At 55.1% G+C, this 21,299-nt stretch carries 32 protein-coding genes; 14 read left to right on the top strand and 18 right to left on the bottom strand.

Features of this window, described 5'->3' with window-relative positions; genetic code table 11:
- Positions 1-26: 26 nt before the first annotated feature.
- The 5 genes from ACP5PX_RS03385 to ACP5PX_RS03365 all read right to left on the bottom strand — a co-directional run bounded on the left by ACP5PX_RS03385 (position 27) and on the right by ACP5PX_RS03365 (position 4,446).
- On the bottom strand, positions 27-611 hold the full coding sequence (locus tag ACP5PX_RS03385; RefSeq protein ID WP_428083969.1) for a hypothetical protein: 585 nt from the start codon (positions 609-611) through the stop codon (positions 27-29).
- A gap of 152 nt (positions 612-763) precedes the next feature.
- On the bottom strand, positions 764-2,374 hold the full coding sequence (locus ACP5PX_RS03380; protein ID WP_428083966.1) for a hypothetical protein: 1,611 nt from the start codon (positions 2,372-2,374) through the stop codon (positions 764-766).
- 140 nt (positions 2,375-2,514) lie between these two features.
- Complete coding sequence (locus ACP5PX_RS03375; protein WP_428083964.1) at positions 2,515-3,210, bottom strand: RAD55 family ATPase; 696 nt, start codon at positions 3,208-3,210, stop codon at positions 2,515-2,517.
- A 72-nt stretch (positions 3,211-3,282) separates the two neighbouring features.
- On the bottom strand, positions 3,283-3,963 hold the full coding sequence (locus ACP5PX_RS03370; protein ID WP_428083962.1) for a rhomboid family intramembrane serine protease: 681 nt from the start codon (positions 3,961-3,963) through the stop codon (positions 3,283-3,285).
- A gap of 6 nt (positions 3,964-3,969) precedes the next feature.
- Positions 3,970-4,446, bottom strand: coding sequence for a mechanosensitive ion channel family protein (locus ACP5PX_RS03365; RefSeq protein WP_428083960.1), 477 nt, complete (start codon positions 4,444-4,446; stop codon positions 3,970-3,972).
- Positions 4,447-4,506: 60 nt separating this feature from the next.
- Here ACP5PX_RS03365 and ACP5PX_RS03360 point away from each other — a divergent pair, with 60 nt between their 5' ends.
- The 10 genes from ACP5PX_RS03360 to ftsY are packed head-to-tail and all read left to right on the top strand — an operon-like array spanning position 4,507 to position 9,358.
- On the top strand, positions 4,507-5,199 hold the full coding sequence (locus tag ACP5PX_RS03360) for a 16S rRNA methyltransferase (RefSeq protein WP_428083958.1): 693 nt from the start codon (positions 4,507-4,509) through the stop codon (positions 5,197-5,199).
- Between the two features lie 31 nt (positions 5,200-5,230).
- The gene (locus ACP5PX_RS03355; protein WP_428083956.1) at positions 5,231-5,596 is read left to right on the top strand and encodes a ribonuclease P protein component 4; all 366 of its coding nucleotides are present in this window, start codon (positions 5,231-5,233) and stop codon (positions 5,594-5,596) included.
- Between the two features lie 17 nt (positions 5,597-5,613).
- Positions 5,614-6,039, top strand: coding sequence for a 30S ribosomal protein S19e (locus tag ACP5PX_RS03350; RefSeq protein ID WP_428083954.1), 426 nt, complete (start codon positions 5,614-5,616; stop codon positions 6,037-6,039).
- A 4-nt stretch (positions 6,040-6,043) separates the two neighbouring features.
- The gene (locus ACP5PX_RS03345) at positions 6,044-6,376 is read left to right on the top strand and encodes a DNA-binding protein (protein WP_428083952.1); all 333 of its coding nucleotides are present in this window, start codon (positions 6,044-6,046) and stop codon (positions 6,374-6,376) included.
- 1 nt (position 6,377) lies between these two features.
- On the top strand, positions 6,378-6,533 hold the full coding sequence (gene rpl39e, locus ACP5PX_RS03340) for a 50S ribosomal protein L39e (protein WP_428083950.1): 156 nt from the start codon (positions 6,378-6,380) through the stop codon (positions 6,531-6,533).
- 8 nt (positions 6,534-6,541) lie between these two features.
- Positions 6,542-6,793 carry a 50S ribosomal protein L31e gene (locus ACP5PX_RS03335; RefSeq protein WP_428083948.1) on the top strand — a complete coding sequence of 84 codons (252 nt, stop codon included), beginning with the start codon at positions 6,542-6,544 and terminating at the stop codon, positions 6,791-6,793.
- Between the two features lie 14 nt (positions 6,794-6,807).
- Entirely contained in the window at positions 6,808-7,470 is a 663-nt protein-coding gene (locus tag ACP5PX_RS03330; RefSeq protein WP_428083946.1) for a translation initiation factor IF-6, read from the top strand.
- Between the two features lie 9 nt (positions 7,471-7,479).
- Entirely contained in the window at positions 7,480-7,701 is a 222-nt protein-coding gene (gene rpl18a, locus ACP5PX_RS03325) for a 50S ribosomal protein L18Ae (protein WP_428083944.1), read from the top strand.
- On the top strand, positions 7,701-8,153 hold the full coding sequence (pfdA, locus tag ACP5PX_RS03320; protein ID WP_428083942.1) for a prefoldin subunit alpha: 453 nt from the start codon (positions 7,701-7,703) through the stop codon (positions 8,151-8,153). Before rpl18a ends, pfdA begins: the two co-directional genes overlap by 1 nt.
- Before the next feature lie 11 nt (positions 8,154-8,164).
- A complete protein-coding gene (ftsY, locus tag ACP5PX_RS03315; RefSeq protein WP_428083940.1) occupies positions 8,165-9,358 on the top strand; it encodes a signal recognition particle-docking protein FtsY in 1,194 nt (397 codons plus the stop codon).
- A 61-nt stretch (positions 9,359-9,419) separates the two neighbouring features.
- Here the strand turns inward: ftsY and npdG are convergent, their stop codons facing one another.
- From npdG to ACP5PX_RS03295, 4 genes are all read right to left on the bottom strand, one after another.
- Positions 9,420-10,082: an NADPH-dependent F420 reductase gene (npdG, locus tag ACP5PX_RS03310; RefSeq protein WP_428083938.1), complete on the bottom strand. Its 663-nt coding sequence runs from the start codon at positions 10,080-10,082 to the stop codon at positions 9,420-9,422.
- Between the two features lie 275 nt (positions 10,083-10,357).
- Positions 10,358-10,735: an Lrp/AsnC ligand binding domain-containing protein gene (locus tag ACP5PX_RS03305; protein WP_428083936.1), complete on the bottom strand. Its 378-nt coding sequence runs from the start codon at positions 10,733-10,735 to the stop codon at positions 10,358-10,360.
- An 8-nt stretch (positions 10,736-10,743) separates the two neighbouring features.
- Positions 10,744-10,974: an Lrp/AsnC family transcriptional regulator gene (locus ACP5PX_RS03300; RefSeq protein ID WP_428083934.1), complete on the bottom strand. Its 231-nt coding sequence runs from the start codon at positions 10,972-10,974 to the stop codon at positions 10,744-10,746.
- A 13-nt stretch (positions 10,975-10,987) separates the two neighbouring features.
- Entirely contained in the window at positions 10,988-12,346 is a 1,359-nt protein-coding gene (locus ACP5PX_RS03295; RefSeq protein ID WP_428083985.1) for a TrpB-like pyridoxal phosphate-dependent enzyme, read from the bottom strand.
- 70 nt (positions 12,347-12,416) lie between these two features.
- Here ACP5PX_RS03295 and ACP5PX_RS03290 point away from each other — a divergent pair, with 70 nt between their 5' ends.
- Positions 12,417-13,052 (top strand): LysE family transporter, encoded by a 636-nt coding sequence (locus ACP5PX_RS03290; protein ID WP_428083932.1) that lies wholly within the window; start codon positions 12,417-12,419, stop codon positions 13,050-13,052.
- Here the strand turns inward: ACP5PX_RS03290 and cofC are convergent.
- Positions 13,008-13,664, bottom strand: a complete 657-nt coding sequence (cofC, locus tag ACP5PX_RS03285; protein ID WP_428083930.1) for a 2-phospho-L-lactate guanylyltransferase — start codon at positions 13,662-13,664, stop codon at positions 13,008-13,010. The two genes, ACP5PX_RS03290 and cofC, sit on opposite strands and share 45 nt — an antisense overlap.
- Before the next feature lie 56 nt (positions 13,665-13,720).
- Here cofC and cofG point away from each other — a divergent pair, with 56 nt between their 5' ends.
- The gene (gene cofG, locus ACP5PX_RS03280) at positions 13,721-14,770 is read left to right on the top strand and encodes a 7,8-didemethyl-8-hydroxy-5-deazariboflavin synthase CofG (protein ID WP_428083928.1); all 1,050 of its coding nucleotides are present in this window, start codon (positions 13,721-13,723) and stop codon (positions 14,768-14,770) included.
- A complete protein-coding gene (gene cofH / locus ACP5PX_RS03275) occupies positions 14,739-15,848 on the top strand; it encodes a 7,8-didemethyl-8-hydroxy-5-deazariboflavin synthase subunit CofH (RefSeq protein WP_428083926.1) in 1,110 nt (369 codons plus the stop codon). Before cofG ends, cofH begins: the two co-directional genes overlap by 32 nt.
- A 7-nt stretch (positions 15,849-15,855) precedes the next feature.
- Here cofH and cofD read toward each other — a convergent pair whose 3' ends face one another.
- On the bottom strand, positions 15,856-16,803 hold the full coding sequence (cofD, locus tag ACP5PX_RS03270; protein WP_428083924.1) for a 2-phospho-L-lactate transferase: 948 nt from the start codon (positions 16,801-16,803) through the stop codon (positions 15,856-15,858).
- A gap of 4 nt (positions 16,804-16,807) precedes the next feature.
- A complete protein-coding gene (gene cofE / locus ACP5PX_RS03265) occupies positions 16,808-17,548 on the bottom strand; it encodes a coenzyme F420-0:L-glutamate ligase (protein ID WP_428083922.1) in 741 nt (246 codons plus the stop codon).
- Between the two features lie 53 nt (positions 17,549-17,601).
- On the opposite strand from cofE, the gene ACP5PX_RS03260 reads away from it, so the two are divergent.
- A complete protein-coding gene (locus ACP5PX_RS03260; protein ID WP_428083920.1) occupies positions 17,602-18,591 on the top strand; it encodes a 5,10-methylenetetrahydromethanopterin reductase in 990 nt (329 codons plus the stop codon).
- Positions 18,592-18,613: 22 nt separating this feature from the next.
- Here ACP5PX_RS03260 and ACP5PX_RS03255 read toward each other — a convergent pair whose 3' ends face one another.
- The 6 genes from ACP5PX_RS03255 to ACP5PX_RS03230 all read right to left on the bottom strand — a co-directional run bounded on the left by ACP5PX_RS03255 (position 18,614) and on the right by ACP5PX_RS03230 (position 21,274).
- Positions 18,614-18,895 carry an ArsR/SmtB family transcription factor gene (locus ACP5PX_RS03255; RefSeq protein WP_428083918.1) on the bottom strand — a complete coding sequence of 94 codons (282 nt, stop codon included), beginning with the start codon at positions 18,893-18,895 and terminating at the stop codon, positions 18,614-18,616.
- A gap of 54 nt (positions 18,896-18,949) precedes the next feature.
- Positions 18,950-19,987, bottom strand: a complete 1,038-nt coding sequence (arsB, locus tag ACP5PX_RS03250) for an ACR3 family arsenite efflux transporter (RefSeq protein WP_428083916.1) — start codon at positions 19,985-19,987, stop codon at positions 18,950-18,952.
- A 120-nt stretch (positions 19,988-20,107) separates the two neighbouring features.
- Positions 20,108-20,461 carry an ArsR/SmtB family transcription factor gene (locus tag ACP5PX_RS03245; RefSeq protein ID WP_428083915.1) on the bottom strand — a complete coding sequence of 118 codons (354 nt, stop codon included), beginning with the start codon at positions 20,459-20,461 and terminating at the stop codon, positions 20,108-20,110.
- A 42-nt stretch (positions 20,462-20,503) separates the two neighbouring features.
- Positions 20,504-20,761, bottom strand: a complete 258-nt coding sequence (locus ACP5PX_RS03240; protein WP_428083913.1) for a thioredoxin family protein — start codon at positions 20,759-20,761, stop codon at positions 20,504-20,506.
- A complete protein-coding gene (locus tag ACP5PX_RS03235; protein WP_428083911.1) occupies positions 20,758-21,012 on the bottom strand; it encodes a thioredoxin family protein in 255 nt (84 codons plus the stop codon). The genes ACP5PX_RS03240 and ACP5PX_RS03235 overlap by 4 nt, the downstream gene beginning before the upstream one ends.
- Position 21,013: 1 nt before the next feature.
- A complete protein-coding gene (locus ACP5PX_RS03230) occupies positions 21,014-21,274 on the bottom strand; it encodes a thioredoxin family protein (protein WP_428083910.1) in 261 nt (86 codons plus the stop codon).
- Between the last annotated feature and the right edge of the window lie 25 nt (positions 21,275-21,299).

The following is a 21,299-nucleotide window of genomic DNA, read 5'->3' as shown; positions in this document are numbered from 1 at the left end:
GCCGGATGCCGGTTTCTGGACTTGGGCTAAACATCCTTGCCATGGTTTCCATCGTCCTTGCTTGCTGCGTTCAGATTTTCCCTTTGACCCGGCTCAATTCTAAGTGAGAGGGCCCATGCAATGGTAAGGAAGGCGAGGGTACTGATGATTCCACCGAAGGGCGGGTAGTTGGTGTAACGGACCAGAAGCATGTTGGTGATCGCGATGGCTACCACATAAAAAACAAAGTAGCTGATCAACAGGAGCTTATATTTTTTTCTTAGCAGAGCAGTTGGGGCGGTTCTGACCAAGTTAACACCGACAATCAGGTTCGCCGCGATGTAGGCCAGATTTAAAAATACGGCGGCAGCGAAGTACCAAGAGGAGGCGTAGTTATAGGTCCAGCCAAAGTCGGTCCACAGGACCTTAAAGGGAAAAATGGAAAGTGTTATCCCACCCATGATTAGCGCTGGAATTAACGACAGCAAGTTTTTCCAAGTTTGTTTTTTGAGCATAAGAAAGGTGATTAGCAGAAACGCTGGAAAAGTGAAGCCGAAGACTGCGCCCAGCGTGATGAAATCGGCGGATAGCTCGGCATTAGGCGCGTTTCTGTGGAAAAAGGCCATCAGCATCCACAGGCCGGCGAAGAGGCCGTAAAGGAAAAAAGGCCAGTAAACCCAGCTTTTAGAATTTCTCCGGATTAGCAAAAATGAAATCGCGAAGATAAGTCCGCCACCAATTAAATACTGCAATGTGATAGGGAAGAAGTACCAGTTAGCCACGCTTACACGCTCCTGAGCACTTCGATGGCATCGCTTTTATCGCTAACGACTATTTTGGGCGGCTTTATATTTCCAATTGGAACCCCTTCCTTCATCTTTTTCATGCTATATCTCATAAAAGCGCCTTTCTTGAGGTACCGGACCTCGACCAGCTCCTGCGATGTTTTGATCCCGAAATCATCCACGTAGTTTTTAAATTCTGGGTTAATCCGATAAAGGGCGTTGAAGATAAGCTCCGCGGTTTTTTCTTCCGGGTAGTCCCACTCCGGTTCCATCAGCAGGAGCAAGCGTTCCTTCGGGTCGGTAACCTTTGTTAGGCACCATCTGTCGGTCTCCTTAAGGCCGGCCTCACAGAGGGCTTTGACCGCTACGGCCTGCGAGATCCTGAAATACCCATAGATATCGATTACCTCGTTTTCCCTGCCCTCAAATTCAAAGATGGGCAACCCATCGTCCCTGAAGTCGACAAGCCTGAACTTGTCCCCGATCCTGTATCTCATCAGCATGGTTCCGAACGGAGTGCCGACGAGTTCGTATATTCTTCCCTTTTTCAACTCATCAATCCTTTTTATCTCCCCGGTTTCGGTTAAAAACTCGAAGTACATGTTACGCAGGTCAGGAATCAAATCCAGTTTTCTGTCGGAATGTCCGTACATCACCATACCGAATTCCGTGCAACCGTAGGCGTTGGTGGGGATAACTCCAAATTCTTCTTTTATACTATCTAAGTACAGTCTGGTGTCGTATCCACCCAAGCCGATTCCCTTCACAGGCAGTATCTCTCTTGCCCTGTTGTATTTTTTTCCCTTCATTTTACACTGAAGATATTTCAAAAAGAGCAGGAATTTTGTTATCCCGAAGTTCATCGATTGGTAATAGTCCTTGAAAAATTCATCTGGCTTGGTGAAGTATCGCGCCATCATGTAGAAGGTGGAAGCAATTCCTCCGGCGATATCGATTCTGGCCCCCTTCTCGATTTCCTTGAGGATTATCCACATTTTCTTGCGCATGTTGCTAATGTTATCGGTGACGCTTCTCGGCGGTATCGGCCTAAGCAGTTTTTCGATAGGATGCATTTGAAATCCCGAGGCATAGGGTGCAGGAGCTACAATGTTCAGGTAGGTATCTCCCTTGCGAAGATTGGTGTCTCCGGATTTTTCGCTACACATTATTATTAGGTATGAAGTTAAACTGTCCCATTCCCTGCGGAAGCTTCTCCCGTAGGCGAGCCACTTGCTTTTACCGCTGCTCCCAGAAGTCTTGGCGCAAAAGTCAAACTCCTCGGGCAACCACCCGTCTAGCATCGGAGCAGCCATCCTGCCGATCCGGAGATAGTAGTCCCACCATAGTTCTTCTTTCTCCCTAGGAATGGTTCTGCTGAGCTGCTCGACTTTTTCGCCAAAATCGTGCAAGATGGTATAGTCCTCGTAGGTCGTGAGCGGTACTTCTTCAAAGCCCTTTACGCCGTTCGGGCACAGCTTGGCAGCCATTTTCGTTTTTTGCCATCTTTTAAAGTACTCATCTCGGCTTTGGAGATTGATCTCCAACTGCTCGGAAAATGGTTTTTCTAGGAAGGAGCAATGCTCCTTCCAAAGATCCTCGCCTTCCCCCATAAAGACCATACCCTCAGGAAAGACGGGCGTTATTTAAGGTAATGTTTCAGTTTCCGAAAATTTCCCTTTATAAGACAAAATTGGGCAAAAAGGCGATGCTCCCCATGTCGAGATTTTTCAAAACCCACCCTTAGCAGGGACTACTCGTAAACCGGCCCGAGAACTTCCAGCCCGCCCTCGTTGACCATCAGCTGGTGTTTCTTCATGGAATGCCTGCAGGCGCGCATCTTCCTGATCTGGATGTACCGGGTTACCAGCTCCGGAGTTTCGATCACGCCCAGTTCGATAACTCCGTCGGCGAGGTAGGACTCCGGGATGTGCCTTCGCCCTTCCCCGACGGCCTGGATCTCCTGGATGATGAATGAGGTCAGGCCGCTGTCCCGGAGCAGATTGAAGAAGTGATAGCTCTCCCGGCGCAGGTTGTCCGTCTTCGCCAGCGTCTGCAGGGCGTTCAGGGAGTCAAGGCAGAAGACGGTGAACTTGTCCTTCATCTCCTCCTTGTAGAACTTGATCACGTCCTCAGTTATGCTCACCATATCCAGCGACGGCTCCTCCTCCCGCCACTCCTTGCGGATGTCCTGGTAGTCAAAGATCTGGAGGTGCTCCGGTTTCTTGATCCCCAAGCTTTCCATGTTTCTCAGGTGGCTTTCCCTGGACTCCTCGAGCGTCACGTAGACGCCGAACTCGTCCCTGTGTTTGGTCAGGTAGTTGGAGAGAACATTGTAGACGAAGCTGGATTTCATCGATCCCACTCCACCGGTCACCAGCACCACGTAACCTCGAGGTATATCGTTCTTCAGGACGTTGTCCAGCCCTTTCACTGTGTCGCGGAGCATGGGTTCGCCAGTTAAGGCTTTTCAGTGCGGTTATAAACCCTTTTCTTTCAGCTCCCGCAACAAGCCCTTGGTTCAAAACCCGTCGTAGAGGTAGTGGCTGGACTTCCGGCGCTTCCTGAGCTTGGCTCGGGTCGGCAGGATCAGCAGGGCGCCGACGATGAACCCGCCGATGTGCGCCCAGTAGGCGACCCCCTCCGAAATCCCGGTCAGCCAGGTCACCGAGGCCGAGAGCAGCTGGAGCAGGAACCAGAACCCGAGGAAAAATATCGCCGGGATCATGATTATTCTCCAGAAGAGATAGATCCCCACCGCCGTGTAGACCCGGGCCCGAGGATAGAGCACGAGATAGGCCCCCAGCACCCCGGAGATAGCACCTGAGGCGCCGATGGTGGGGATATCTGAGACCGGGTCGCTCAGGGCGTGAATGAGGCTGGCGATTATCCCGGTTCCCAGATAAAAGGCCAGATATTTGCCGTGGCCCAGCGCATCCTCGACGTTGTCCCCGAAGATGTAAAGGTAGAGCATGTTGCCCAGGATGTGGAGGACGCCGCCGTGCAGGAACAAAGAGATGAATAGCGTTTCAAGCCTTTTACCCGCGAGCACCTCGACCGGCCTCATTCCATAGGCCTCAATGGTGCTCTCGAATGTCCCGTTGAGCAGCGTGATGATGAACACGGCTAGGTTGACCACGATAAGTGCCGTGTTGACGTAGGGGAAGCTTGAGGAGGGATTTTCGTCCTTGAGGGGAAACACCGCGGTTCACCGTTGTTTTTTCTTGGTGTTTATCACGACGACGGAAGCCCGGAAGACTTGGTTGGGAACGATGATCAATCTGCCGTCGGGAGACCTGAGCTTGGTGACGGTCAGCGAGATCTCCACAATCTTTCCCCTCTGCCCTCCAATCTCAACCTCCGTCCCTATCCTGATGTTCCTGTCCCCTATCAGCGAGATCCCAGCGAAGATATTCGAGATCCACACATCCTTCATTGCCCAGAGCAGGACGGCGCTGATGGTGCCGAAGGTCAAGGTCAACTCCACGATTGCCTGGATTACCCCCCAGACGTTGAGAAGGTAAATCAGGACCACGACGGCGAAGATTATTGACAGCGAGTTAGAAAGCCGCTGGTGTCCCACCATTCTCCTCAGTTTTCTTCGGAAAAGGCTATCCACCCCTCTCCAGAAGATGATGATGGCGGCCACGACGACAAGCGTGATTAAAATCTGTGATTCCAACATGCCATCCCTGTGATTATTGTTAGGTTAAATATAAATCGGTGAAAGTTCTTCTGGGTTTTCATGCTGAATTTAATCATCGCCGACGCCGAGGTTGAGACGGTTCCCGCCGAGGTTGCCGGTCACCGGGTCATCCGTTGGCATGCCCGGCAGAGAGGAAGGCGGCCGGTTGAGATCATTTTGAATTCCGGCCTGCATCATGCGGCGATGAGGAAGCTCGTTGATGGTGATAGGCGCGGCAGACCCGACATCGCCCACCTGTGCCTGCTGCTGGCGTTGGACGCGCCGCTGAACCGAGAGGGGCTGCTGCGCGTTTACCTCCATACCCGGCAAAACAAGGTTATTTCGGTGGATCCCTCGACCCGCCTCCCCCGGGTACTTAACCGTTTTGAGGGTCTGCTGGAGCATCTCTTTCTTACCGGCGAGGCACCTCCAGGGAAGCCGCTGCTCAGGCTGGAGGAGGCAACGCTGGCGGACTTGGTGCGCAGATTGCAACCAAAAAGGACAATTACCTTCAGCGACCGGGGACAGAGAAAGCCGCTGGCGGAAGTCTTTGCCGGACTTTCCAAGGCTGACAATGCTTGTATTCTGGTGGGGGGATTCCCCAGCGGCGATTTTCTTTCGGATGTCAGCTCGATTTCAGATGAGCAGGTTTGCATAGATCCCGAGCTGCTCACGGCGCCGACCGTGGTCTCCCGAGCGATCTATGCCTATGAGGAGGCGTTAGGGATAACTAGGTCTAGGTTGGGTAGATGAAATGCCACACCGAAAGAGACGCCGGGGCCAAATGGATGAGTTCCGGGAATTGGCGCTGGAACGCGTGGCCCGCCTCTTTGAACAAGCGGAAAAAATTTTTGCCAGCAACCCTGAACTCGCCGACAGATACGTCCGGGCCGCGTGGAGGCTCAAGACGCGGTACAATCTGAGGTTGCCCGGGGACATCCGCTTGAAATTCTGCAGGAAATGCCTGAGCTACTGGAAGCCCGGCGTAACCTGTCGGGTTAGAGTTAAGTCTAAAAGGATTATCATCACTTGTTTGAAGTGCGGACGGGTAAAGAGGCTACCCTGGGGACCGAGAGTGGGCCCGGGAACTGATCCTGGATCCCTTGGGAAAAGCGTTAATACCGCCTGCGACCAGAAATTAGAGGACTAAATCAGGTTGGAATGTAAATGTCGGTTCGGGAAGTTCAACCCACTGCGCTGGTGAAGCGGCTGAGCGAGGAGCTCAAGAAGATCGAGGCGATAAAGCCGCCCCAGTGGAGTATATTTGTCAAGACGGGCGTTCACAAGGAGAGGCCGCCGGAACAGACGGACTGGTGGTACCTCCGGGCGGCTTCATTGCTGCGGCGTCTCTACGTGGATGGCCCAGTCGGAATCTCCAGGTTGCGCACCTACTACGGTGGCCGGCAGAACCGAGGTCAGCCTCCGGAGCACTTCCGAAGGGCTGGCGGCAAGATCATCCGCGTCGCGCTGCAACAGCTGGAGAAGGCCGGGCTGGTGACCAAGGTCGAGCGCCAGGGCAGGAAGCTCACCCCCAAAGGCGTGAGCATGGTCGAGTCCCTTGCCCAACAGCTGAAAAATGAAATGAAGGCTTGATTTTATGGAGGAGGAAAGCGAGCTCGAGGCTTTGCGCAGGAAGAGGGCGCAGGAGTTGCAGGCCCAGTATGAGGAGCAGCAGCGCCAGGCCGAGCTGAGGCAGCAGTTCGAGATCCAGAAGAGGGCGATACTCTCCCAGATATTGACACCGGAGGCGAGAAGCCGGTTGGCCAACATCCGCGCGGTAAAGCCGGAGTTCGCGGAGCAGCTGGAAATCCAGTTGATGCAGCTGGCGCAGGCGGGCAGGATTAGCGCCAAGATAACTGACTCCCAGCTGAAGGAGATACTGGATCGATTGCAGTCGCGAAAGCGCGAGATCAAGATCAGGAGGATCTGAAATGGCGAGAAACAAGAAATTCCCGGTGAAAAAGAGGCTGGCTCGGGCGGCTAGGAGGACCAGAAGGGCCCCCGTCTGGGTGATGAGCAAGACCAAGGGAAAGATTCGCACCAGCGTTAAGAGAAGGAGCTGGCGAAGGTCGAGAATTAAGCCATAGGTGGTCGCATGCCTGAGGAAAAGATATTCGTCATTCCTTTGAGAGATCTCAAGAGAGTTCCGCGCTACCGACGCGCCCGCCGTGGGGCAAAGCTGGTCCGAGAGTACTTGGCTAGACACATGAAGTCGGATCGGATAAAGTTGGATCCTAAGCTGAATGAAAAGCTCTGGGAGAAAGGCCAGGAGAAGCCCCCGACCAAGATTAGGGTGAAGGCCGTTAAGGACGACGATGGGCTGGTTCACGCTTCTCCTGCCGAGTAAACAAGGTGTAGGTGATGGCGATTATTCGGATGGCTTTCAACAGAAATCCGTTCTTGGGGGCATATTCCTTGTGCACCGACAAAATCGCCTTGCTACCCTCAATCTTCCGATTCAAGGAAAAGGAGGTTGAAGCCGCTCTGGGGGTGCCGGTGGTGAGGACCGACGTCGATCGCAGTCCGCTAATTGGCATCCTGCTGGCCGGCAACTCGAACGGTTTGATCTGTTCGGATCTCTTTGAGATTGGTTGTGGTGAAGGGAGCCTGAAGCCTGATGTCGCGGTGGCTCAGATCCCGGGGAAGTTCAACGCCTTTGGTAATGTTTTTCTAGTGAACGATTATGGGGCCATAGCCAACCCTGACTTGCCGGATGATGTCTTGAAGCAGGTGGGCCAGAAGCTGCGCGTGCCCGTGGTCCGCGGAACAATCGCCGGGATAAAAAATGTGGGGGCGGTTGGTGTGGCCACGAATCGTGGGGTCCTGGTTCATCCCGATGTCACCGGCGAGGAGGCCAGGCTCATCGAGAAGACACTGAACGTTCCGGTTGACGTGGGCACGGCCTGTGCCGGGGTGAAGTTCGTCGGGCTCTGCATGGCGGCGAACTCAAAGGGCGCTATCGTAGGCATGACTACGACCGGTTCCGAGCTGGGACGCGTCGAAAGTGCGCTGGGGTTTATCTGAGGTGATCGAATGCAGATCTATCGGATAAGCGGTTGGTTCAAACAGGGCCTTTTCAAGCAGAGGTTCAGGCGTGAGGTTGCGGCTCTTTCAAAGGAACAAGCCTTGGAGAGGGTTTACTCGCTGCTGGGGAGCCGGCACGGAATCTCCCGAAACAGAATCCATATAGAGGAAGTCGTAGAAATTACCCCTGAGGAGGTAACGGATCCCAGAGTTCTGGCGATGTCGGAGTGATGGTGATGGAACCCCTGAAGGTTGAAGAAAGGGAGAAGCTGCAGCGCCTGCTCGCCGAGATGAACGACGGTCAGGCCGTGGTGGAGCTGTTGCGGCAACAGGCCTCAGCGCTGGCAGGCTCTCTTTCCGAGCTTAACATGACCGTCGGAGCGCTGAAATCCCTCAAGGAGCTTCAGCCCTCGGCCGACATTCTGGTTCCCCTTGGTTCGGACACGTTTATCCCGGCCAAGCTGATATCCGCCGAAAGGGTCTTGGTGGGGCTCGGTGCCGATGTGATGGTTGAAAGAACCGTCGAGGAGGCGATAAAGTTCTTGGAAGCCAGAATTGCGGAAGTGGAGAAGGCCATCGAGCAGACGAGGACCGAGCTGAAAAAGGTTGAGGAACGGATTGAGGCCATCAAGCCCGAGGCGGAAAAGTTGTTGCTCAGAGCGAGGGAAGCGACCGGTAAATAGAGGCCGCGGCGATGTTTGAGAAGCTCAAGCAGAAGCTGAAGCAGGTCAAGGAGCGCATAACTAAAAAGGTGGCTCCTGAGCCAATTGTTGGGGAAAAATCCGAGCCTACCTTGGAGATTGGTCCGGAGACTTCGCCTGTCGAAGAGACCAAGTTGGAGGTTCAACCTGAGGGCAAGGCGGTCGAGCAGGTAAAGCCGGCGGTCCTGGAGGAAAAACCGGAGGCAGCGGTCAAAGGAAAGGGGCCAAGGATCAAGCCGGAAAGGGGCGCGGCCGGCGAGGCCAAGGTCGGGGTCATTCTTCCTGAGAAACCCAAGCGTGGCCTCGTCAGGGCTATCAAGCGCGTCACCGGCAGGGAGCTCACGGAAAAGGACATCGAGGACATCCTCTGGGATCTTCAGGTGGCCATGCTGGAAAGTGACGTTGCCGTGCCGGTCGCCGATCAGATAGTGGAAAGGGTAAAGACAGGCCTTTTGGGCAGAAAGGTGGGCCTCAGAACCGACCTGAAAAAACTGGCCGATGAAGTCCTGGGTGAGGCCATCAGAGAGGTGCTGAAAAGCGAGCATGAGGTTGATTTGATCAAGATAATTGAGAATAAACGGGCAAAGGGAGAACCGGCGGTGTTGGTTTTTGTGGGCATCAACGGCCACGGCAAGACGACGACCATCGCCAAGCTGGCACGATATCTGACCAAGCGAGGCTTCAAGGTGGTCCTGGCCGCTGGCGACACCTTCCGCGCGGCGGGAATCGAGCAGCTGGAGATACATGCCCAGCGTCTGGGAGTGGACATCGTGAAGCAGAGACGCGGGGCCGACGCCGCCGCAGTGGCCTATGACGCGATTGCCCACGCTAAGGCCCGGGGTCTGGACGTGGTGCTGGTGGATACTGCCGGCAGGATGCAGACGGATATCAACCTGATGGATGAGATGAAGAAGGTGGTGAGGGTGGCCAAACCAGACGCTGTCATCTTCGTCGGCGATGCCCTTACGGGGAATGACGCGGTGGAGCAGGCGAGGACCTTTGATCAGGCCGTGGGTATCACCGGGACCATCCTCTGCAAAATGGATGCCGACGCCCGGGGCGGTGCAGCACTGTCGATAACCCAGGTAACCGGCAAGCCCATCTTGTTCCTGGGAACGGGACAGGGCTACGATGATTTAGTGGAGTTCAAACCTGAGATAATCCTGAATGCGTTGCTCGGGGACTGATTTTTACCGTGGTTTGAACTTCATGGAGAAATATTCGGATAATTCAGTAACTTTTTCGGCGCTATGTGCTCTTATCCAAACCAATGAATTTTATACCCACTGCCGGAACTTTGTACCTCGCGGTCAGCTTGATGAGCAACGCTGTCACTGGTTCTACGAGCCTGCTGTTGCAGAGGCGGCCGCCATCGATGGCCCGCAGGTTGGCGATTTTTTCCACGTAATTCATGGTCTGCCGCCGGGCTTGGGCATCATCACCGCAGACTACGGTGTCCCCTTCTACCGGACGATCGATTCTCTGTAGTTCTTGGGCCCCGACCGACTGTAGCGCGGAGCAGACGCGCACCCGGTCCCCGACCATCTTGGCGACGGTCTCGGCGGCGGAACCGGCCGGGGGCGAGTAGCAGGTGAGCAATCCATCGGTTGGTTTGAGAGGCACCATGGCGCTCAGCATTATCTTCTCCATCGTGAGGGCTGGCACCACCTCTTCCAGTATTTTTTCACAGCCCTCGAAGGGGACGCTCAAAACGACGAAATCGGCGCGTCTCGTCGCTTCCAAGTTGGTGTCGCCTAGGATTGATTTTCCTATTTTTGCGCTCAGTTCTTGGGCGATCTTCTCGGCCTTTTCTTTGGACCTAGATCCAATTATCACCTTTTCACCGGCCATTGCCCAGCGCATGGCCAGCCCCTGACCGAGATCTCCGGTTCCTCCCAAAATGGCGATCATAGCATCAGCAAAAACATTTAATCTGGCCTTGAAAAGTCTTGCTGTTTGGCCACAGGCAACGAGAGCGACCCAAATTTTTTATCTCAGTAGAGATTAGTTATAGGTGCCAATGATGTCACGACATCGTCTGAGAAAGTCGATGATTAGATGATGGGCGGTCTGAGGCATTTGCTGATTTGAGTCGTTGTCTGCCAGAAATTGATTCCCCATAACCTTTGAAAATTGTTGTTGGGGTGGTAGCTGGGGGTGTTTTCCAGAGAGGGCAATTTTCGTCTTTAAATCCCGTAAGTGATCACCCGGGCACCGTGCGCGCAGTATTTCAGCTGTCGGCAGCCCCGGCAGAGTGCGTAGAGCCCCTCCAGATCGCCGCGTTTGCCCAGCTCGATGGCGGCGTCGCAGGCCTCGGTCCTGAACTCTTTACCCGTTCCAAAGGCGACCAGCGTCAGGGTTTTAACGATCCCCTCGATGGTGTGGACCTTCTCCGGTATCACCTTGACCAGCTTTTCAAAGGAGTCTGTTTCCACCTTGGCCACAATCGCGTAAGGCCCGGCCACCGTGTAGGCCTCGGTGACCTCGTCCACGTTAAGCAGCTTATCCAGAACCTCGTCAATCCGCCCCAGCTTTGTCTCCACGAGGATGAAGGCAACCGGCATCTTTACCCCTACTCAAAGGCGAACAGGGTCAAGGTGTTTTTGACTCCCTCCACCAGCTGGATCTTTCTGGTAACGGCTTCGGCGACCTTTTCGAACTTGTCCGCCTGCAGCTTTACTACGATGTCGTGGGGGCCGGCCACCGTGTAGGCCTCGACAACTCCCTCGGTTCGCCTGAGCTGGTCCAAGATCTCACGGACCTTGCCGATGTCGGCATCGATTAAAACAAAGGCCACCGGCATGAGCTCGCCTCCATCACACCTTCGGTATCTTGGCTATGGCTTCCTTGACCAGCTTCTCCGGATATTCGTAGTCGACCAGCTTGCCGCGGAGGAAGGCGTCGTAGGCTGCTAGGTCGAAGTGTCCGTGCCCGCTGCAGTTGAAAAGTATCACCTTTTCCTCCCCCGTCTCCCTGCACCTCAATGCTTCATCGACTACTCCCCTTATAGCATGCGAGGTCTCCGGGGCGACCACGAATCCCTCGGTTTCGGCGAAGAGTTTAGCGGCTTGGAAGACCTCGGTCTGATGGTAGGCCGCGGCTTCCATATATCCCTCGTGGGTGAGCTTGCAGAGCAGCGGTGCATCTCCGTGGTATCTTAAGCCACCGGCATGGATGGGTGGAGGCACGAAGCAGTGGCCCAGCGTGTACATCTTCAGCAGCGGGGTCATCGCCGCCGTGTCGCCGAAGTCATAGGTGTAGGGCCCTTTGGTTAGGGTGGGGCAGGCCTTGGGTTCACAGGAAACCGCCCGCAGTTCAGGCCTCTTCCCGGTGAGCTTGTCGGCGATAAACGGGAAGACCAGTCCGGAGAAATTGCTTCCCCCGCCAACGCAGCCGAAGATGACATCGGGATAGTCACCCGCCAGCTCCAGCTGTTTTTTGGCCTCGAGGCCGATCACCGTCTGGTGCAGCATCACGTGGTTGAGCACGCTGCCTAGAGCATATTTGGTATCCTCGTGGGTCGCGGCGTCTTCGATAGCCTCGGAAATCGCGATTCCCAAGCTCCCCGGGTTATTCGGGTCCTCCTTCAAGACCCTGCGGCCGTACTCCGTCCGGTTGCTCGGGCTGGGGACACACTCAGCTCCCCAGGTCTCCATCAGGATGCGACGGTAGGGCTTCTGATCATAGCTCACCCGGACCATGTACACCGTGCATTTGAGCCCGAAGAGCATCGTGCCGAAGGCCAGCGCGCTGCCCCACTGTCCGGCACCGGTCTCGGTGGCCAGCCTCTGCACCCCCTCCTTCATGTTGTAGTAGGCCTGGGCGACGGCTGTATTCGGCTTGTGGCTTCCGGGCGGGCTTACCCCCTCCCACTTGTAATAAATTCTGGCCGGGGTTTTCAACGCCTTCTCCAGCCTCAGCGCCCGGTAGAGGGGCGTCGGTCGCCAGATGCGGTAGACATCCCTGATTTCCTCAGGGATCGGTATCCAGCGCTCCTGGCTCACCTCCTGCCTGATCAGTTCCATGGGGAAGATTCGGGCCAGATCCTGGGGCCCGATGGGCTCCTTGGTCGCCGGGTTCAGCGGCGGGTCCAAAGGAGACGGCAGATCGGCTTGGATGTTGTACCAAGCCTTGGGGATTTCTTCCTCGTCAAGAAGGTATTTCATCTGCTTCATTTTTTCGACCACCCCTACTATAACCGTGCCCTTTATAAGCTTTGTGCTATTAAGTTCATCAAGGTACAAAATGATACAAACATTGATTCAGCTGCCGATTGGGTTCATCATCGGGCTTTCCGGGTCCCTGATCCCTGGGCCGCTTCTCGCCTACACCATGGCGAAATCGCCCGACTATGGTGCCCGCACGGGGCCGCTGGCCGTGGTTGGCCACGTGCTGGTTGAGCTAGTCATCCTTTCGCTGATTTCGCTGGGGCTGGGCGTGATTCTCCAGGCGAGCACCTTTCAGGCCGGGTTTGGGCTCTTTGGCGGGGTGATGCTGGTTCTGCTGGGCTTCGACGGAATCTCCAAGTTAAGAAAAAATCCCTCCCCCAGTAAAATGGTGGCCACGAAACACCATCCGGTCCTCGGCGGTATCCTCTACAGCACCATTCTGAATCCGACCGTTATCTTCTGGTGGGCCACGATCGGGGTGGCCACAATCATGGAGGCCTATTTGGTGGCCTCGCTCGCCGGGGTCGTCCTCTGGTTGGTCGGTCACTTCCTCTCGGACTTGATCTGGTTCTCGCTGGTTTCACTATCAGTAGTGAAAGGCAAGAAAGTTATCGGCGTCCGGGGTTATAGGGCAATCCTATCTTTCTGCACGCTGCTGCTTTTTGTTTTAGGAGTTTATTTTCTTTTCAAGTACGGGCAGCTTTTGTTTTAGCACCTCGTAAGTGTTGGTGCCCGGGCCCAGCCTTTTCAGTTCTAGCAGATCCTCGGGCTCGTCAACGTCAAAGGAAACCGTTGTCGATCGATAGATGCGCGGTTTAATCCCCACCCGCACCGCTTCCCTTAGGTGCCGGGGGAAGCTTTCTCCGCCGAAATTTAGATCCATGGCTTCCGGAGGTCTGAGAAATAGGGCGTTGGTTCCGTTTGCCTTTGAGGGGGAGATGACCACATCGCGTTCGGAAGTTGCCATAGCAGTGATGTTTTCGATGTCAACTCCCCGGATCAGCGGCAGATCTCCGGGAAGCAGTAGCACCGCCCTAGCGCCCAAGGCAACAGCTCGAGATATCGCCAGCTTAAGTGCTCCGTTAAGGCTGAGGCCCGGTTCCTCCACACCCAGCGCGTTGTTGGCGCGGGCGAAATCAAGTACCTCGTTGTCGGGGGAAACAACAGCGGTTTTAAATATGGACGGCGCCTCGCTAATGGCCTTTAGCATATCGGCGAGCATGGCCAGAACCAAACGGCGGCGGGTCTGCGGATCCAGCACTCGGGCCAAGCTGGACTTTGCCTCACCAAGATGCTTTATCGGGATGATGGTCCAGATTTTCATGATAACAAGCATATTTATGCCACCCCTGTTTTATGGTTGTCTTGAGGTGGTGGGCCTTGGTTCTTAAAAAGGAGATCAGTTACTCCCGTAACGTCTTCATCCCCGTGACCAACCTCTGTCGCAATCGTTGCCACTACTGCGGTTTCAGAAGGGACCCCGGTGACGGTGCTTGGTTCATGTCCCCGGAGGAGGTTTTGTCTCTGGCCAGGCGGGGCAGGGAGGCGGGATGCTCCGAGGCCCTGCTGACCCTAGGCGAGTTTCCAGAGGTTCATCCGTCGGCGAGGGAAAGGCTGGACGAGTTCGGCTATCGCACCACCGTGGATTACCTTGTGGACCTTTGTAGACAGATACTCGAGATTGGGCTGCTTCCCCACACCAACGCCGGAGTTCTGGAACAGTCAGAGCTGCAGCGCCTATGCCGCTATAACGCCAGCATGGGGCTAATGCTGGAGACCACCGCGCAGCTCCCGGCCCATTCCATGAGCCCGGGCAAGGACCCCAAGCTGAGGCTGGCAACCATCGAAGCGGCGGGTAAGTTAGGCATACCTTTCACCACCGGAATCCTGATAGGAATTGGCGAGAGTCAGAAAGATCGCGCCCAATCTTTGTTGGAGATCAGGAATCTGCAGGAAAAATACGGCCATATTCAGGAGGTGATCATCCAGCCCTTCGACCCCAAGCCTGGAACGGTGATGCAGTCGTGGCCGGTTCCGGACGAGGAAACCCTGTTGACCACGGTGGCCCTGGCCCGCTCGATTCTTCCCGGCGTCAGCGTTCAGGTCCCCCCGAATCTGCTGAGCCTTAATGGCTCCGTGGTTGGTCCGGAGAACCCGAAGTTCAAGATTGCCGTCTCAAAGGCGATTTCGGCGGGTGCCTCTGACTTCGGCGGCATCTCCTCCGTGACCCCGGACTTCATCAACGTGAACCGGCCTTGGCCCAGCCCGGCTCAGCTTCGCTCCGCCATAGAATTCGCCGGTTGCAGGCCCCGGGAGAGGCTGCCCATTTACCCAGCATTCATAAGAGCCAGCAGGTTTATGTCAAGTGAGGTGAAGAGACTTGTCCTCGACCTTGCCGATGAGGAAGGCTATCGCGCCGAACCGCTCTAGATTCAGGGAAATCCTGCAGCGCGCTCTGGCCGGAGATGAGCTGAGTGTGGAGGAGGGAGCGCTGCTACTTCAGGCCGAGGGCAGGAGGCTGCAGGAGTTGATCCAGGCGGCCGACGAGGTGAGAAGGCGCCGGGTCGGTGATATCGTCACCTATGTGAAAAACAGAAACATAAACTTCACCAACATCTGCATCGGTAGCTGCAGGTTTTGCGCCTTTCATCGTTCCCTTGAAGATCCCCAGGCTTACGTTTTATCTCAGGAGCAGATTGAAATGAAGGTCATTGAGGCACTGGAAGCGGGCGCCACTGAGGTTTGCATCCAAGGCGGGTTGCACCCTTTTTTTGGCCTGGAGGACTATCTTGAAATTCTTCGCACTGTGAGGAAGGTGGCTCCTAGGGTCCACATCCACGCTTTTTCGCCCGCGGAGATTAACTATATCGCGGAGAAGGAGGGCAGGAGCTTGGAGGAGGTGATCAGGAAGTTTAAGGAAGCAGGATTGGATTCAGTTCCTGGAACGACAGCCGAGATTTTAGTGGACCGGGTCCGTTCCATCATTTGCCCTCAGAAGATCTCCACCGAGCAGTGGGTGAGGACAATAAAGACTTGCCATCGTTTGGGCCTGCCCACGAGCGCGACGATGATGTACGGCCATGTGGAAACGCCTTGGGAACAGGCTCGGCACATCTCCATCATCCGGGAAATCCAGAAGGAGACTAAAGGCTTTACCGAGTTCGTTTTGTTGGGCTTCGTGTCCCAGAACACCCCGCTGGGGCGGGAATTTAATTTGCAACCATTCCCCGACCTGACCCACAGCCTGCGCCTGCATGCAGTGGCTCGGTTAATGCTCGCTGGCCACGTGGACAACATTCAGGCCTCATGGGTGAAGCTTGGTCCTCGTGGCGCCCAGCTCATGCTCACGGCGGGTGCAAACGACCTGGGTGGCACGCTGATGGAAGAACACATAACCCGGGCCGCAGGAGGAAACTTGAGCAGCATGACCGCGGAACAGCTGGAAAACCTAATTCTGGAGATAGGGCGGATCCCGCGGCAGCGAACCACCACTTACGAGTTAATTTAGCACGAGTTCAGCAGGAGCCGTCTTCGATTTTCAATCCGGCAAAGGCTAGGACAGATCTCGCGAGCTTAATCCGCGAGGGCAGATCGGGCATCATTAGATCGGTGGAAAAAGTCTTTAGCCCAAGCTCCTCAATTTTCGGCGCCAGCCCTTCATCCCTTTTGTCAATCACCAGCTTGCCCGTGAAATCGCGATAATACCGCGCCACACCCAACGGGCTAACCTCGTAACCCATCCCACTCATCAGGACCCCCGCCGGGCCGCTTACGGGTGAACTGCCCACGATTGGTGAGACGGCGATGATTTTTTTTCGTGCCTTTTCCAAGGCAGATCTTATCTCCTTAATTGCCACGATAGGACCAATGCTGGTCACAGGGTTGCTGGGACCGATGATGACGGCCTCGCTGTTTTCTATCGCCTCTAGGACCCCGGGAGCGGCCCGGGCAGACTCAGCGCCGTCAAAGGTTACGGATCTCACCCTGTCCCGGGCTCGCCTAGCGACCCAGAATTCGTGAAAGGTCAACACGCCCGCTTCGGTGTCAATGTGCGTGGTAACCCTGTCATCGGACATGGGCAGCACGTTGGCAAGGACATGAAAATTTTTGCAGAGTTCTCGGGTAACGGCGGAAAGGGGGTGACCTCTTTGTAGGAGCAGGGTGCGTCTTTTTTTAACCTCGCGATCCCGGTCGCCGATGCGGAGCAGCTCGGGCCGGCCCTCGCGCCTGAGCCTTTCGTGTTCCTCAAACGTGTCTCCCCTTATGCCGTACCAGGTTTCCTCGTTGACTATGCCGGCCAAGGTGTACATGACGGTGTCGATGTCCGGTGAGACGTAGAGGCCGGAAATCTCCAGGTCCTCCCCGGTGTTGACGATGATGGACAGCTCCTCCTGCTTCACCAGATGGACGAGCCCCTGAAGCAGTTTGGGTGTTCCGGTGCCTCCGGACAGTACCGTCAGCAAGTCATCACCTGAAGAGGTCGAGTTCCGGGGCCCTGATAAGTTCGCGGATTGCGCCGTTTCCCCGCTCGTAGCTGGCCCCTTTGATCAGCACGGCCGGGATGCCCTCATTAGATTCACCCATCAGCATTACGGCCGCGGCAGCCAGCGAGTCGGCAGGACAGGTCACGGTTACCTTCAGCTCCTTCCCGTAGAGGTCCCGCCTGCCGCGCATGTCCAGCAGAGGTTTCATGCCCGAAACTCCGATGGCAGTTCCGATGCAGCCACAACGGAAGGGCCGCCCCTGCGTGTCGGTCACAACCACTGCAACATCTGCCCCCAATTTTTTCCTGATGGTATCTCGAATCTTGGCGGCGCTGGCGTCGGGGTCGCGGGGGAGAAGCGTCACGTGCTCGTGGTCAACGTTGGATTGGTCCACGCCGGCGTTGGCGCAGACAAAGCCATGTTTGGTCCGGGAAATGATTACATGCGCCAATCTGACGATCTCGGCAGATTCCTGAAGGATGACCTCAACCACGCGCGGGTCCTTGTCAATCTTTCTGCCGATTTCGATGGCGCGCTGGCTGGGCCTGACCGCGCGAAGGTCGACGACTTCTCCCTCGGCCTTGGAGATCACCGTCTGGGCCACGGCCAGGACATCACCGTCCTCTATTTTCAGATGTTGTTTTTCCGCTGCCTCTATGATCAGCTCACCAATGTCGTCACCACGTCTGACCATCGGGATGCCTTTTATCGGGATGAGCTGCATAGGGCACCGAAGGGGATTATTAATCCGGACGGCTTAAATCAGATGGTGTTCCCTTGAGGTTTGGCGTAGAATTTGTTCCCTACCTGCGGCTGGACACGATGGTTGCGCTGGCCAAGGAGGTGGAGCAGCTGGGTTTTCAGCAGATCTGGGTCTGCGATCACTATCACAACCGCTACGTTCATTCGGTGCTGGCCCAGCTTGCCTTGAATACTCACCGGGTTCAGCTGGGACCCGGGGTGACCAATCCTTATCTCACCCATCCGGCGGTGACGGCGGCCGCGGTGGCCACCCTCAATGAAATCTCCAAGGGGCGGGCGCTGCTAGGAATGTCATCCGGCGATCCATTTTTTTTAGAGACGGTGGGGGTGGAACAGACCAAGCCGGTCACCAGCGTTCGTGAGGCGATTCACATTATCCGAGGCTTGCTCGCTGGGGAAAAAGTGGATTTTGAGGGGGAGTGCTTCACCTGCCGGGGGGCCAGGCTCAGGTTTAAACCGGGAAACCACATCCCGATCTACATTGGAGGCAGGAGGCAGAGGATGCTCAGGCTGGCAGGTGAGGTGGCCGACGGTGCCCTCATTAACGCCTCTCATCCGGTTGACATCGAGGACTCGGTCAAGAGCATCAAAGAGGGCATGATTCAGGGCGGACGTGCTCACGCAGCGTTTGACTTTGTGGCCTATTTGGCGGTTTCAATAGACAGCGATGGGAAAAGGGCCCGCGATGCCGCGCGGGGGGTCGTTGCCTTCGTTGCTTCATCAGCTCCGGAGAAGTCGCTGGCCCACCGGGCAATTTCGGCCGAGGATGTGGAGGTGGTAAGAAGATACCTGCGCCGGGGGGATTTGGCTAGGGCGAGGGAGGCAGTCACAGATGAGATGCTGGACGAGTTCTCGGTTTGCGGTGGCGTCGAGGTGCTGGCCGACCGGGTGGAGGAGCTGGCGAGAATTGGAGTAACCACTATCGTAATCGGCTCCCCAATCGGGCCGGAACCGTTGAAATCGCTGAAGTTGATAGCGAAGGAGATTTCTGATTTGAGCGGTTAATGGGGAACGGAGATTACTCAGGTTACCTGCAGAATTTTTTGGAAATCAGGTCCACATCATCCAGAAGCCTGACGATCGAGTCATCGGCGAGACGGTAGATTATCCTTTTTCCTTCGCGCCGCGTTTTCACCAGCCCGCACTTTCTCATTTCACGCAGATGGTGCGAGACTAGGGATTGCTCTTGGTTGATTATCTCCACCATGTCGCGCACGCATTTTTCCCCTTCTTTCAGCAGGCGCAAGATTTGCAGCCTTGTCCGGTCGCTCACGCATTTCAGCACCCTGAGCTGTTCCTCTACGCTCATTGCGAGCACCCTTCAGCATCCGATATTTTCCACCTATAAAAATAAAGTCGCGCTTTAATCGAAATATCCCCTCGTTTTTTTACAGAGCCAGACTAGGAAGAGCATCAACGGGACCTCGGTCAGGACGCCGACCACGGTGGCTAGGGCGGCACCCGATTGCACCCCGAACAGCGTGATGGCGACGGCGACCGCGACCTCAAAGTGGTTGCTACCCGCGATGATCGCCACCGGCGCGGCGTCCTCGTAAGAGAGGTGGATCTTTTTGGCAATGACGTAGGGTATTGCAAAGATGACGAGGATGTTGGCGAAGATGCCCACAGTTATCATGCCGATTATTGCTGGTATGGCAAGGAGAAGGTGCCCCTGATAAGAGAACAGGACGACGAGGGTTATCAGCAAGGCCGCTATGGCGATTTTGACCAGCGGTGTGACAAGCTTTCTTTGGAACCATTCCAGGCCCTTTCTTTCAATCGCCCATTTTCGGGTGTAATAGCCCGCGATCAGAGGGGTGACAATATATACGGTCACCGTCAGGGCGATGGTGACCCAGGGAACCTCAATCCCGGAGATGCCGAGCAGGAAGGTTGCCATTGGCGCGTAAAGGATGACCATGGTCAGAGAGTTAATTGCGGTCATTACCAGAGTGTGGGCGACATTTCCCTTAGCCAAATAGCTCCACATCAGCACCATCGCCGTGCAGGGAGCCACCCCGAGCAGGATCATCCCAGCCCGATATTGCTGGATTTGCTCGGGCGTCAGGAATTGGCCGAAGACGACGCTCAGGAAAAACCAGGCAAAGAAGGCCATCGTGAACGGTTTCACCGCCCAGTTCATGAAGAGAGTTAGGCCTACGGGCTTTGGAGACTGGATGGCCCTTTTGACCTCCCGAAAATCGATTTGAACCATGATGGGATAAATCATGAAAAAGAGGCAGATTGCTATTGGGATGGAGACTTGGGCGAACTGAAATTCAGCTAGTATTTCCGAGATCTGTGGCACGGTTCTGCCTAGTAGGATCCCAAGGAGGATGCAGAGGGCTACCCAGAGGGTAAGATACTTTTCCCAGAGGCCAAGCTTTCTCTCTTCCGTCATGGTTTTACCTCATATGAACTTATATTCATAATATCCTAAGCAGTATATAAGGATTGGGGAGACGTGAACCCTAAGCCCGTGAACCGGGGATATGGGGTTCCCCGCTAATAGCCCACAAATTCAGCCCTCGACGTCATCCAGGACTTTTCTGCCGAGGTCCGTGAGCCTGTATATCAAAAAATTTTTGTCCTTCTTGAAATCCACCAGCCCGGCCTCCTTCAATAACCTCAAATGGTAAGAGAGCTTCGAATACTTGATCTTCATCAGGGCGACAAACACGCACACGCACAGCTCCTTGACCCTCAAAGCCCTGAGTATACGCAGCCTTGTCGGGTGAGACATGGCCTGCAAAAATCTGAGCGTGTCCTTTGTGTTCGTTTGCATCTCTTCCTCCACTCGCCTCAAAACATCATCGGAGATGATGTAGTCCGGAGGAACCTTGGACCTAAGCCTGAGAAACTGCTTTTTCCCCATGGTTTCAGCAGAGTAAACTTCCGTCCTGGCATAATAAATAGTTCACAGCCCTGCTTCTTTCAGGGCATTTTCCAGCGTCTCCATGCTCGGTGCCACACCTATTATCCTGATGTCCCTATCGATAACAATGGCAGGAGTTGTCTCTATCCCATACTCCTTGACTTTTTCGTTTGTACCCTCGTAGATTTTTATCTCAACTCTATCCCCGTATTTCTCAGCTATATCGCGCATCATCTTCTTTACCATTCTCCCTCCCGAACATGGAGGAAGAGAAGCGAAGACTTCCACAAGTATCTTCATGCCCCGGCCTCCCATAGGGCAGTTTTCAGGGTCTTCTCGCTCGGACAGACCCCCATCAGTTTTATCTTTCCGTCGACAACGGCCGCGGGGACCACCGTTATGCCGTACTTCGTGAACTCGTCGCAGGGCCCTATGTGTTTCACGACTTCCACCCTGTCGCCGTATTCTTCCTTTATCCTGTCGGCAAGTTCGAGGAGCTTTAAGCAGCCCGGACATGGAGGCTCAGCCGTGAAAACTTCCAACTTTGCCATTTCAACCACCCTCCCTGATCTCTTCTATTGCTCTTTTAACTTCCTCTTTGGTCGGGACTCTTCCGACTGTTATGACTTTTTTATCTATCATTACCGTCGGCGTCATCATTATGCCGAGTTTTCCGGCCTCTTCGGAGAGCGCATCCTCTTTTGTAACTTCGATGTCCTTGTAACCGAGTTCCTTCACGGCCTCCCTTACCGTCTTCTCAGCCGCCTTGCACTTCATGCATGGCGGTACCGTGCCGAAAATCCTTATCTTCAATTAATCACCATTTCAACTTTATTTG

This window comes from Hadarchaeum sp. (SeqCode), from assembly GCF_049969415.1.
In the GTDB taxonomy this organism is placed as follows: domain Archaea; phylum Hadarchaeota; class Hadarchaeia; order Hadarchaeales; family Hadarchaeaceae; genus Hadarchaeum.
This window is presented reverse-complemented; position numbering and strand designations above follow the sequence as displayed.